Annotated in this window: 14 protein-coding genes and 1 tRNA gene; 8 read left to right on the forward strand and 7 right to left on the reverse strand. The window is 34.6% G+C overall.

What is annotated here, in order from left to right:
* Positions 1-113: 113 nt before the first annotated feature.
* Entirely contained in the window at positions 114-950 is an 837-nt protein-coding gene (locus tag NFRAN_RS00960; protein WP_134482667.1) for a menaquinone biosynthesis family protein, read from the forward strand.
* Between the two features lie 146 nt (positions 951-1,096).
* Here the strand turns inward: NFRAN_RS00960 and NFRAN_RS00965 are convergent, their stop codons facing one another.
* The gene (locus NFRAN_RS00965; RefSeq protein ID WP_134485540.1) at positions 1,097-2,152 is read right to left on the reverse strand and encodes a CofH family radical SAM protein; all 1,056 of its coding nucleotides are present in this window, start codon (positions 2,150-2,152) and stop codon (positions 1,097-1,099) included.
* Positions 2,153-2,302: 150 nt separating this feature from the next.
* Here NFRAN_RS00965 and mqnC point away from each other — a divergent pair, with 150 nt between their 5' ends.
* Both mqnC and NFRAN_RS00975 read left to right on the forward strand, forming a co-directional pair.
* Positions 2,303-3,430, forward strand: a complete 1,128-nt coding sequence (gene mqnC, locus NFRAN_RS00970) for a cyclic dehypoxanthinyl futalosine synthase (RefSeq protein WP_134482668.1) — start codon at positions 2,303-2,305, stop codon at positions 3,428-3,430.
* 92 nt (positions 3,431-3,522) lie between these two features.
* Positions 3,523-4,920 (forward strand): hydroxymethylglutaryl-CoA synthase family protein, encoded by a 1,398-nt coding sequence (locus NFRAN_RS00975; RefSeq protein WP_134482669.1) that lies wholly within the window; start codon positions 3,523-3,525, stop codon positions 4,918-4,920.
* 36 nt (positions 4,921-4,956) lie between these two features.
* Here the strand turns inward: NFRAN_RS00975 and ilvA are convergent, their stop codons facing one another.
* Positions 4,957-6,132 (reverse strand): threonine ammonia-lyase, encoded by a 1,176-nt coding sequence (ilvA, locus tag NFRAN_RS00980; protein WP_134485542.1) that lies wholly within the window; start codon positions 6,130-6,132, stop codon positions 4,957-4,959.
* 437 nt (positions 6,133-6,569) lie between these two features.
* A complete protein-coding gene (locus NFRAN_RS00985) occupies positions 6,570-7,322 on the reverse strand; it encodes a hypothetical protein (protein WP_134482670.1) in 753 nt (250 codons plus the stop codon).
* Between the two features lie 219 nt (positions 7,323-7,541).
* Here NFRAN_RS00985 and NFRAN_RS00990 point away from each other — a divergent pair, with 219 nt between their 5' ends.
* The gene (locus NFRAN_RS00990) at positions 7,542-7,790 is read left to right on the forward strand and encodes an Lrp/AsnC ligand binding domain-containing protein (protein WP_134482671.1); all 249 of its coding nucleotides are present in this window, start codon (positions 7,542-7,544) and stop codon (positions 7,788-7,790) included.
* Positions 7,791-7,797: 7 nt separating this feature from the next.
* Here the strand turns inward: NFRAN_RS00990 and NFRAN_RS00995 are convergent, their stop codons facing one another.
* The gene (locus NFRAN_RS00995; protein WP_134482672.1) at positions 7,798-7,977 is read right to left on the reverse strand and encodes a hypothetical protein; all 180 of its coding nucleotides are present in this window, start codon (positions 7,975-7,977) and stop codon (positions 7,798-7,800) included.
* 187 nt (positions 7,978-8,164) lie between these two features.
* Positions 8,165-8,260: transfer RNA gene (locus tag NFRAN_RS01000), tRNA-Phe, on the reverse strand.
* Between the two features lie 147 nt (positions 8,261-8,407).
* Here NFRAN_RS01000 and NFRAN_RS01005 point away from each other — a divergent pair.
* A complete protein-coding gene (locus NFRAN_RS01005) occupies positions 8,408-8,593 on the forward strand; it encodes a hypothetical protein (protein ID WP_134482673.1) in 186 nt (61 codons plus the stop codon).
* Between the two features lie 62 nt (positions 8,594-8,655).
* The gene (locus NFRAN_RS01010) at positions 8,656-9,207 is read left to right on the forward strand and encodes a cob(I)yrinic acid a,c-diamide adenosyltransferase (RefSeq protein ID WP_134482674.1); all 552 of its coding nucleotides are present in this window, start codon (positions 8,656-8,658) and stop codon (positions 9,205-9,207) included.
* Between the two features lie 588 nt (positions 9,208-9,795).
* Here NFRAN_RS01010 and NFRAN_RS01015 read toward each other — a convergent pair.
* Together NFRAN_RS01015 and NFRAN_RS01020 are read right to left on the reverse strand one after the other, a co-directional pair.
* Positions 9,796-10,506 carry a hypothetical protein gene (locus NFRAN_RS01015; RefSeq protein ID WP_134482675.1) on the reverse strand — a complete coding sequence of 237 codons (711 nt, stop codon included), beginning with the start codon at positions 10,504-10,506 and terminating at the stop codon, positions 9,796-9,798.
* A complete protein-coding gene (locus NFRAN_RS01020) occupies positions 10,503-11,177 on the reverse strand; it encodes a class I SAM-dependent methyltransferase (RefSeq protein WP_172602014.1) in 675 nt (224 codons plus the stop codon). Before NFRAN_RS01020 ends, NFRAN_RS01015 begins: the two co-directional genes overlap by 4 nt.
* A gap of 269 nt (positions 11,178-11,446) precedes the next feature.
* Between NFRAN_RS01020 and NFRAN_RS01025 the strand changes: the two genes are divergently transcribed.
* Both NFRAN_RS01025 and NFRAN_RS01030 read left to right on the forward strand, forming a co-directional pair.
* Positions 11,447-12,085 (forward strand): HD domain-containing protein, encoded by a 639-nt coding sequence (locus NFRAN_RS01025; RefSeq protein ID WP_172602015.1) that lies wholly within the window; start codon positions 11,447-11,449, stop codon positions 12,083-12,085.
* Between the two features lie 4 nt (positions 12,086-12,089).
* Entirely contained in the window at positions 12,090-12,422 is a 333-nt protein-coding gene (locus NFRAN_RS01030; RefSeq protein ID WP_172602016.1) for a hypothetical protein, read from the forward strand.
* Positions 12,423-12,432: the final 10 nt, after the last annotated feature.

Consider the following 12,432-nt stretch of genomic DNA (forward strand, 5'->3'; position numbering starts at 1 on the left):
CACCTAATTCATCCACTCCCTATTCATTTCCTCTCCCCTCCTACCTTCCCTTCCCTAACGTTTTACCCTTCAACTTATATGGCAACCATATTATTTTATGAACTAGTTACATCATGACTGATGAAATAAGGGTGGGCCACACGCCGGATGCAGATGACGCCTTTATGTTTTATGCAATAGAAAATGAGCTAGTACCAATGAACGGTTTTAAAATTGTTCATCATGTAGAAGATATCGAAAAATTAAACAAAAGAGCCATGAACCACGAATTAGAAATTACTGCTATTTCTGCGCATGCACTAGCATACCTAGATAATTATACTATTTTGACCAGCGGTGGAAGTTTTGGGATTAACTATGGACCTATAATAATTTCAAAAGAAGGGAAATCTATCAGTGAACTATCAAACGGGGTAGTTGCCATTCCCGGATTTTTAACTTCTGCATATTTACTAATGACGATATCCTTTGGAGTACAAAAGTGTAGAGAGTTCCTTTTTAGTGACATACCTCAAGCTGTCATTAACAATTTAGTGGACTATGGACTAGTAATACATGAATCTCAGGTTACGTTCGAGTCGCAAGAACTAGTCAAATTGTTTGATTTGGGGGAGTGGTGGCACAAGATAACAGGCGGCTTGCCTGTTCCTCTTGGCATTAACGTTGGAAGTAACAATTTGATGAGCATTTCACGGATAAGGGATTTTGATAACTTACTAAAGAATTCCATACAATACAGTATTGACCACGTTGATGAAGCTATCGAATTCGCTTCAAAATATGGACGAGGAACAGATAAATCAATTCTAACGAAATTTGTCAAGATGTATGTTAATGATTATACCTTAGATATGAAAGAACAAGGAAAGAATGCAATTTCTAAATTATTCGATTTGGCACTTGAAAAGGGCATAATCAAAAGAGAGGTACCCCTCGTATTTTCAAAATAAACTGTAGCAAAATGATCAATGTTATTGCATGTTTGTTTTTTTATTTTGATGGATTATTTGCAACCTATACCAATTGACCGACCTTTACCATAATTTATGTGCGGGCGTGTAAGTTAGAGTCATCAAGTAGCCGAGTCTATTTTTATTTAGAAAGACTGAATAGTATTAAAGAATGTATCTCTTTGAACAGGATGACGCCCAATCTCTTTGACCAAGAATTTCAATTCCCCCGTTGTAGTTTGATTAGGCTTTCCGGCTGCCTTGAAAATTTCCTCTGAAAATGCAGTTCCTACCAAATCGTTACCGCCATAACATAAAGCCACCTGGGCGAGTTTTTTCCCCAATGCTATCCAATAGACAGATACATTAGGCAAGACGTTTCCAAGTAGCAGGCGAGCCAATGCAATTACTCTTAAATCATATGTTGATGGACTTTCAGACAAAATAGTATGCTCTTTTTCCAATTGTGTATTTTCTAGGCTAAATTTTAACGGTATGAACGTAGTAAAACCGCCAGTCTTTTTATTTAATTCGCGAAGTCTAATTATGTGGTCAACAATATCTTCTGGAGTCTCAATATGACCAAAGAGCATGGTACAATTTCCCCTAAGTCCAATTTTGTGGGCCTCGAAAGCTGTGTTTAACCATTCTTCTCCAGAGCATTTTCCAAGGACAATTTTATCACGAGTACTTTTGTTAAAAATTTCCGCTCCGCCGCCAGGTAAAGCATCTAATCCTGATTCTTTAAGTCTGGTCAAGACTTCCTTTATTGAGTTTTTTGTTACCCTAGAAATAAAAAAGATTTCAGCCGGCGTCAATGCCTTGATAATGACCTTTGGAAATCTTTTCTTTATTGACTTGAACATTCCTTCATAATATTCCAAGTCTAGCTTTGGATGGAAGCCGCCTACAATATGAAGTTCAGTTGCTTTTAATTGATTAATGGCCACTTCAGCCCTTTTTACTATCATTTCGTTTGATAGTGTATATGCATCATCATCCTTTTCCTTCCGATAAAATGCACATAATTGACAACTTGCAGCGCAAATATTGGTATAGTTCAAATAATAAGAAGAAACAAAAGTAACATTATCCCCACGGATTTGTTTTCTAAGTTGATCGGCGGCCTGACCTAACAAAAATAGGTTTTCATTTTTCATAAGATCCACGCCATCGTGAAAGGTTAGTTCTTCACCATTCATTGCTTTTTCCAACGCAGACGTTGGTCTGGCCAACAAAATATTGGACAATATCTTTGATTATATATTTAAAAATATAAGTGCTTTCGGGTAACCAAAATCTGACAACAAAATCAAAGAATAAATTAACCAAAGAAGAAGGTAATCTGATCATTGCAAAATAGCCAGATTAGTCATGATATATTCAAGCGTTCTGAACTAGAAGATACGATTGATAAAATCTTAAAAACAGGAGATCTTGAGATCAATGATCTTGTTTACTTGCTTAAATCGACTGAGATTCAAAGACTAGGATTTGTAGGTAATGACATTAGAGAAAAATTATTTGGCAAGCAAGTTTCATTTATCAACAACATTATACTAAATTATACAAATGTTTGTATAACATATTGTAAATTTTGTGCTTTTTATAGACCTCCTGGACATGCCGAATCATATACCGTGTCAAAGGAAGAAATTCTTCAACGAATAATTTTTGCAAAGACAAACTATGATATTAAACAGGTACTCTTTCAAGGAGGACACAATCCAAAGTTAAATACAGAATACTTTGAGGATATTTTTAGTACTATACGTTCCAAATGTCCCGATATCGCTATACATGGTTTATCTGCGTCTGAAATAGATATGATCGCAAAGGTAGACAGGAGTTCGTATCGCGAAGTATTAGATAGGCTTCATAAGGCTGGATTAGATTCTTTACCTGGCGCGGGTGCAGAAATCTTAGTCGACGAAGTAAAAGAGATAATTAGTCCACTTAAAATTTCAAGCCAGACCTGGCTTGAAATTATGGAAACTGCACACAGATTAGGTATAAAGTCCTCGGCCACTATGATGTACGGAACTGTAGAAACTATTGAACAGCGTGCACGTCATATCCTAAAGATTGCGGATTTGCAAAGAAAAACCAGTGGATTTATGGCATTTATCCCATGGAGTTTTGAACCAAATAAAACAGAGATTCAAGAGAATGGGACAGTCCAATTTGCCATGGGAGGATTTGAACTATTAAAGATGATATCTGTATCAAGGATCGCATTTAATGGGCTGATTGATCATTTACAATCTTCATGGTTAACCAATGGAATTGGTATGGCACAGCTTGCTATTTTCCATGGATCTGATGACTTTGGAGGGACACTAATAGGAGAAGAAGTCGTGAGCGCTACTGGCGCTAGGTCTACTGAACTTTTGGAGAGCAATATTGTAAATGCGATAAAGTCTATGGGATTTATTCCAGTAGAGAGGAACAATAACTACGATTTGATAAGGAAATATTAATATATATTTTTGCTAAATTCTAAAGATTTCCTTCCCATAGAACATACTAATATAAATAGGTTTATAAATGATCTTCAACAAAAAATAGAATTGTGCCAGTTGGAATAGACGACATGGCTATCTATGTTCCTAAACTATATATAGATTATAAAGACTTTGCTGAAGCTCGAGGAATCGACCCTCAAAAGCTCGAATATGGTATTGGGATAAAAAAGATGGCCTTGGCCGATGCAAATCAGGATCCAGCAAGCATGGCTGCAAATGCTTGTATGAGGTTGATGAAGAACAATGATCTTCACCCCCAGGATATCGGTAGAATTTATGTTGCAACAGAATCTGGGCTAGACGAGTCAAAGGCTATGAATTCTTTTGTTATAGGGATGTTAGAACAGGTTTATGGAGAAAGTACACTAGAACATGCAGGAGGTATTGAATGCAAATTTGCTTGCGTTAGTGGATCTTATGCCTTGTACGATAATACAAATTGGATTAGGGCTGGAGAAAGTAATGACAAGGCAGCTATAGTAATAGTTAGCGATATAGCAAAATACGATCTTGGCTCAGCTGGAGAATATACCCAGGGAGCTGGAGCAGTAGCTTTGTTGATCAAAGAAAATCCGAGGTTGGTGGCATTTGATGAAAGAGTAACTTCAACCATAATTAAAAACGAATATGATTTTTATCGCCCATTTGGAAAAGAAACACCTTTAGTCAATGGATTATACTCTAATTTATTATATCTTATACAGGTAAGAAAAGCACTTGAGACCTACAAGGAAAAAGCCCTTAAAGCAGGAATTATAGTGCTCAGAGATGATGAATCGGTTACAGATCATATCGATTATATAAGCGTGCATTTGCCCTACCGCCGCATGGGTGAAAAGGCTCTTGCATACCTATTACGACACGAATGGAGACATTTGCCTAGATGGAAGAAAATAACGGAGGAAATAGGGATGGACGAACCGGTCCCAAAAGATCCGCGAGGTACAATTGAATCCATCTTGGCAGATGTAGAATTCATGAAAGCAGATGAAAAATTCCGTAGAGCATTTATGATAACCAAATACTATCAAGATGTATTTGATAAAAAAATGGCTTCATCATTGCAAGCATCTGCAGTAATTGGTAATCTGTATACAGCTTCCATGTACATGGGATTGAGGAGTTTACTAGAATTCGAATATCTTAAGAACATTGATCTTTATGGTAAGCGTATTGGGTTCGGATCTTACGGTAGTGGTTGTAGTGCCATGGTATTTTCAGGAGTAATTCAAGAGAAATATAAAGAATTAGTATCCAGAATGAATCTAGATAGGGATATTGGACCTAGAACAAAAATATCTATTGAAGACTATGAAAAGTTGCATAAGAACACTCGAAAGTATAATGAGGCATTCTTGGATGCAGAAGATGAATTTATTTTAGTTAATATTGGAGGAAAAACTGCTGACAGAGCAGGATTCAGAGAATATTGTTATGCTGGCTAGCCAGCCTGCCAGTAACATAACTTTAATACTCCCTAGCTATTCAATCAATTTATATTTTATTTTGTGTTTGTCAAAAAGCTTAATCAAAACATGCGATTGTTCTCTGTTTTCTAATTCAAGACTTAGATAGACTCCCGCTGTTCCAGCAGAAATATTTGAGCTCAATCTGTCATGAACGACCTCAACAATATTTACATTTGCTTTTGCTATTTCATCTACAATATTCTTGAGTTCACCAGGTCTATCTCTTAATTCGATAAAGAGTTTTATCATCCTTCCAGTTTGCATTAAACCTTTGGCCACTACTTGTCCAAGTAAATACATATCTACATTTCCCCCTGAAAGGATTGAAACTATATTTTTGTGCTTAGAAAGATGCTGCCTATTTGATATAATATATGCTAATGATGCTGCGCCTGCAGGTTCGGTAACTATTTTTGATCTTTCCATAAGAAGGAACATGGTTTTTACTATCGAAAGATCATCAACAACCACAACATCATCTACATACTTCTTAATCAACTCAAATGTTAGTCTTCCAGGTGATTTAACGGATATTCCATCAGCTATGGTATAACCATTTTGAATGTTACATATTTTGCCCATTTTTATTGATTGCTTCATGGATGGATAGGCGACTGACTCGACTCCGATTACCTTAATCTTTGGATTCATGGACTTTACTGCAATTGCTGTTCCGGCTATCAATCCTCCACCTCCTATTGGAACATAAATTTCATCAATCTCCCTGAGATCCTCGAGGATTTCTAACCCCACAGTTCCCTGCCCTGCTATTATATCAGGATGATCAAAAGCTGGAATCAATGTTTTTCCCTCCAATCTCGCGACCTTGTAAGCATAGTCAGAAGACTCATCATAATTATTCCCCTCTAAAATCACATTCGCTCCATAGGATTTGGTAGCAGCAATTTTCGCAGGTGATGCATTCTTCGGCATGACAATGGTGCATGCCATCTTATTCATAGAGGAGGCATAAGCCACACCTTGCGCATGATTACCAGCCGATGCAGCTACCACCCCATTTCTTTTTTCTTGGTCACTTAATCTTTCAATCATTGTTGCCGCTCCTCTGACTTTAAACGATCCTGTCTTTTGATAACACTCTAATTTTAGAAAAATGTTGTTGCAACATATTTCCGAAAAGGTATTTGAACGTATCAGGTCAACTTTTCTTATCGATGACTTTGGCATTAACTTTTGAGCTTCCTTGATACTGTTCAGATCGATATTGAAAATTTTTATTCTCAAAAGATAAGTAAGTCAAGGTTAATTTATATTTAGTCTTAGAAGCTGATCTGCTTTTTTCCTCCTTGATCTTTACAAAAGATGTCAAAAACAGATTGACGGTTAGACAAGAAAATTAAAAGATCTTCGATATGCTTAAAGATTATTAAAAAGCCAATATTTCACAGTAAAATGATTGATCAACATGAGCTGAGAAAGACACTTGGATCTTCAAAGATCATACAGACCCCGTGTTGAAAGGCATAGAATGGTATCAAAACATATATGATAATATTTTTCGATGGTGCTAATGATAGCAAGCCATTTTATAAAATGGAATAGCGGTTTCGCAATAAAAAACCAAAACGCGATTCTGAAATCAAAAATATATCTCTAAAATTAATTTAAAACTGCAATCTTGATAAAATTTGAGTAATTCCGGTAAACTCTTTTTTTATTTCATTTAAAATTTCATCGGATATTTTTTCAAAGTTTATTACGGATGATTTTTCTTTGGTTTTTTTATTTTTGATGGTTTCAAAATCAATATAAATTACAATACCTTCTTCACCTTGTAACATCTTATTTTGATCAAGAGAAGCTGTGTTAATTTGGTATGCTTCAATTATGTATTTTTCTAACTTTTTCTTTAGATTGGCAAGGTGTATTTCGTTCTCTTTAATAGACGGATAATTTTGTTCAACTTGATACGCTTTCTCTATGAGTTTTTCTGATAGCTGACTTTTTGTAAATAATTCTTCAAATAACTGAGCGTTGTCGATTTCTTTATATCCTAACTTTTCTAGTTCTTCTTTTAGGATTCTATCACCTTCTACGGTAATTTCGCTTTTAGTTTCATCAAATAATTTCTCAGCATTTCTAATTTGCTTAGTCATATTTATGACCTCTTTATCAACTTGGTAATAAAGAAGTGAATGAAATTGAATTCCCAAATAAATGTAAATGTAATATTTTTCGATCTCTAAACTTAATTGCACATAGATACGTCTCAAATCGTCTGATTTGGTTGATTGCACAGGCACTGCTTTCCACCTCGGTAGATTAGTTTTTATCTCTTTTTCGAAATTTTCGAATAATTTAACTATATAATTTGGATCAAAAGAAGTAATCTCGATAACAGAGAAATCGGCAAGCATTACTTTGGTATTAAAAGCCTTGATATTTCTCTTTACAGCATTTTCAAATGCCTCTTGTAATTCACTATGGAATTTATTAATTATAACAATCTTATTACTAGATTTTTCTTTATCTTTTAGAGGCAGGCGCATTTATTTTTGTAATAATTATACCCCTTTAGCTGGAATATAAGCATAGCCATCAATAGGTTAAAATACCATCCACTTGACAAGTAGTTTATGCCCACTGCTTACATCTTGATAAATTGTATTTTAGGGAAGGAAGAAGAAATCATCAAACAGATATCTCAGATTCAACAGGTTAAAGAAGTTCGTGGCACATATGGTGTTCATGATATGTTTGTTAAAATTCAAACCGATACAGTTGATGAAATGAATAATACAATCACAAATAGTATAAGAAAGATAAACGGTATAACTTCTACTGTAACTTTGGTATCCATACCAGAACAGGGTGGGAGAGGTTAACCAGAATTTATTTTTTGATATGTGAAAATATTAGGAACGTACTTAATCCCACAGTAATCCACCCCACTGAACCAACGACAACAAAAATAAAGTAAATTGGAATTAACAATGCAATAGCAGATAATGCGGCACCAAAACACCACATGAAGAGTAATACTTGTATATCTATTTTGTTAAGTAATTTCATTTACCCTCTTAAATCCTCGTCATATCCAGTAATAGTATTAAGAGTAGCACCACAAGAATTGCAAACTCGAAATTCTGTAAATTCAAAATCGTCGTATTTGCGATAGGAAAAGCATTTCTTGTGATTGCAGAATATTTTACTAATCTTCTTTTTGATTATTCGCAAGGCACCTCATATATTCATCGAATGCCGCCGGTGAGATTTGAGCTCACGACAGCTCGGTCTTCAGCTTCACCCTGTCAGTTAAACAGTCGAGTGCTCTTCCAGGCTGAGCTACGACGGCACATTCTTAGAACATTATTTTATAGTATATATATCATTGCTTTACTGGTTGGTAGAAAAAACTTATATCAGAAACATAGATTCAAATATTAAATAAGATTCAACCCCAATCCTAATAAATAAATGAGTTTAATTAAAAGAATTAGCTATGACAAATAATAATGACATAGACACCTCAGCTAATGAATCATCTTCGGTATTTGAAACCCCAGAAGAAAAGAAAAGAAGGTTTCTGATGGAGTTTGAAAATCCTTTCAAATGTGACAAATGTAGCGAAAGATTCAAAAAGAAAAAATATTTGAGAGAACACAAGGCTGAAGTTCATGCATATTAGCAGACCTAAGAAAATCATGCATCATTGGATCAGAATGGTGTCACAAAATTAATGGTAAATTTATGAAAATATATACAAAAACAGGGGATAAGGGTACTACTAGCCTAATTGATGGAAGTCGCGTTATCAAATCAAGCAAGAGAATACAGGCTTATGGTATCATAGACGAGGTCAATAGTAATGTTGGACTACTAATCTCACTCCTATATGATATACCCGAACTAACAGACCTCAAAGATAGTCTCCTGAAACTACAAGAGCAATTATTTGTTCTTGGAAGCGATCTTGCAAATCCTTCTTCAGCAAATTCTAGATTCCCAAGAATTACAAATAATGATATATCTCGATTAGAAAACCAGATGGACGAAATGGAAGAATCCTTAAGTCCGCTAAAGTCTTTCATATTACCAGGAGGTTCCGTCCAAGCATCCCAATGTCATGTAATTCGCACTATAATACGTAGAGCAGAGATTTCAATGGTAGAGCTATATTTAAATAAAGAGATTAGTGAAAGCTCATACGTATATATCAATAGATTATCAGATTTTTTCTTTGTACTAGCTCGCACCATAAATAGTAAGCTCAAACAAGACGATATTGTCTGGAAGCCTTGAAGGATTGTAAGAAATTCAAGAAATACTCTTTCTATTAGGAAGAACAATTGTATTTTGTAAAACAAAAACCATCTAGAGTTCGGTTGAAGGTACTATTTTGGATTAGATATATGCAAACTACAAATCATGCTTAAGCCTTAATCCTTTAGACACCTAATCGATTGAACGACAAATTAGTTAGTGTTTGATTATGGTAGGCAAATGTAAATAAATAGTTCGATTGAATCTCAAATTTGCTTAAAGTTTTAAAATATCCACACATTGATATGAAAAAAAGAATGTTACTAATACTAGAAATTTATTTGTGTTTTAGATTCTTATTGGGTTCATGTACAAGAGAAAAACCCATCCAGCCTATCCATTTGACTCGATGTTTTATTAAATAAAATTTCTCTCCCTAACATAATCTTTTTGTACTATGCATTATAGTTGAACCATTTGTTTCGAAAAATTCAGGAGCAATTACATTAATTAACAGGACCAAAAAAATAGCAAAGCAATTTTATCATTTTTTATTTCAACAATTTCTGTAAATGAGCAAGTATTGTCATCCTGGGAGAAATCGATATTAATATGGAATAATTCCGTTTATATAGATACTCGTAATCCAATCACAATCAACAGCATTATTGTTAAGCATATTGTGCCTATACTCAAAATCTTTAGCATAAATTCATATCTTGCAGTTTGTCTTGGCATTGAATTATTCCTCTTATTTATCTTATAGATCCTAGAAATTTTTATCTCCAAGTAACTAAGACCAAACGGTATTAACGACACTAATATTGCCAGGAAGTTGAGAGTATTACTTTGAATAATATATCCAGCGAAGAAAGGTAAAACACCCCATGAAATAGAAAACCAAAAATCAGTATGGAATCTTCCGTTTAATAATTCAAAGTTATAAGCAAAAAGAAAAAAACCCTCTACTAGACCAATTATAATCAGATTTGGTGCATAATTTATCGAATAATATAATCCTAATGTGTATGATATACCAAGTGTCAAAATAATGATTGTCCATGATTGCCTCTTTGTTAGGAATTTTCCCCAAGGTTTAACAGGATTCGAACCTATGGAATCTACAACATGAGCAGCTACTCCCAGTGATAAAAAGTAAATAATAGTAATACTTAACACCCTCTCATAATCAATAGTAGGAGAAATCAGAGACCCCCATATTACAAATGATATGCACATACCAGTATACGGAAGAAACAACATTCCGCAAGCGATTCGGAATCTGAGGGGTCCGAATTTAGGTACAAACCACTCATTCATTCTATTGTCTGATGTCATTTTTTTATGGCAGAAACGATCAAAGATGTTTGAAATGTTAGATATGCCAACTTTATTTCTGTAAATCCAAAATCAAGGAGGGTTTCTTTTATTTTAAGATCCCAATCATTTTGTTTAATCAAGGTATCAAGGTTGGCGAATACGTTTTTCCATTTCCTGTCCCTCCACCAAAGATATTTGATGAGTTTAAAGTACTTTGTCCATGCGAATTTGTATGCGGCATTTTTGGGCAGAGTAAAATCATGGAGTACAATGCAACCGCCAAATTTTAAGACCCTGAAACATTCGTTAATTAGTCTGTCCAATTTAGTATATTTGGGTAGATAAGAAGTGGTGATACAATCAAAAGTATCATCGGCGAAAGGCAATAGTTCTGCATCTGCATTTACAATACCCATTTCAAGGCCTTTCATCATCATGATTTCCAGATACGGTAAAGTCAAGTCGAGGCCCACAACTTTGTTCTGATTTTTAATTAGCAAGGATGAAAGAATTCCTGTCCCACACGCAAGATCCAATACAAAAGAATTTGAGGGAATGCTACTAACAATTTTTTTCTTCCATACCGAGTCCTGTCCAAGAGTTGCCAAGAGAACCAGCTTGTCATAACTTTTCGAATTTTCTCTAACAAAAAATGTACGTGCATATTCAACTCCGGTTTTAGGATTCACAGCTAATATGCGATTCGTCTGCTATTATCTTTGCTGGTTGAGGATAACAATTTATTTACAAAGATATAAATTAATCCTCTTGAACAACAAGGTATGACCCAAATAAAGAATGTAATGTATATCGTATTAATTACTTTAACAATGTCCATTATAGCCACTGTCCTTACCTTTATGTTTGATAACTCATTTGACGTTAAAAGCCTTGTTAAGAGTATCCCACATTTGATACTTAACAATTTTTCTCAAATTTAAGAGGTCTTTAAATAATTTTGTCTGAAAGTATCGAAAGCAAAATTAATGAACTAAAGAAATTCACGTTACCCTACTATAGACTAAAAGATCTTCCAAGGACAGGATGGTTGGAGAAACTCAAGATAAAAGAGTCTGAATCAGTGGCGTCTCATACATTGCTCATGATAGTTATTCTGTTGTTCTGGACCTCAAAATACCCTTTTTCGGATAACAGGAAATTGAGATTAATTAACATGATACTAGTTCACGACTTGGCCGAATCAATTGTTGGGGATATTACTCCTGAAGCTATGAATGCAACTAAAAAAAGGAAAATAGAAGAAGAAGCGTTTAGTTTTATCTTAAGCAAATTTCCCCAAAACAACTTAACTAAAGATTTTTTAAGCGTCTGGGAAGAATACAACAAGCATTCCTCAATTGACTCAAAGATAGTCCATTTGATAGATAAGATAGAAATGCTTCTGCAAGCAGACTTTTACTTTGAAAGTAGAAAAAACATTCAAGTTTCCCAAATCTATCCATTTAAAGAGAGTGTATCTTCATTTATCAATAATAACAAAAATTACTTTGAGTCATATAACAAACCCAAACAGCAATCAACTGAATATGACGAATTGAGTGAAATTAAAGAAATATTAGCATATTTATGCAAATAACAATATGCAATACTTTACTGCACTAAAGATTGGAGAGAAGCGGGTAAGGGATGCCCAAGAACTCTTGTCAAGTTTCATCTCGGACAATACTCCCGCCCTACCGGCTTTGGCTTTGAAAGACAACAAAAGCAATAATTGGGAGCCGGTAGGAGAAGAAAATTATTTCGCAATTTTAAAGGAAGATCAGGGCTATTTAATTGCCATATGTGATAAAAATGGGATTGCAAAATCAATTGCAAACTGGTTCTCCGAAGAAAAAAAGGAGGAGATACGAAGAAAGTTAAATGAAAGAGGAGATATCTTTGAATATAATGGAAAAGTCTCTTTGCCAGTATAGCTTATTCTAC

This window comes from Candidatus Nitrosocosmicus franklandus, from assembly GCF_900696045.1.
Classification (GTDB): Archaea; Thermoproteota; Nitrososphaeria; order Nitrososphaerales; family Nitrososphaeraceae; genus Nitrosocosmicus; species Nitrosocosmicus franklandus_A.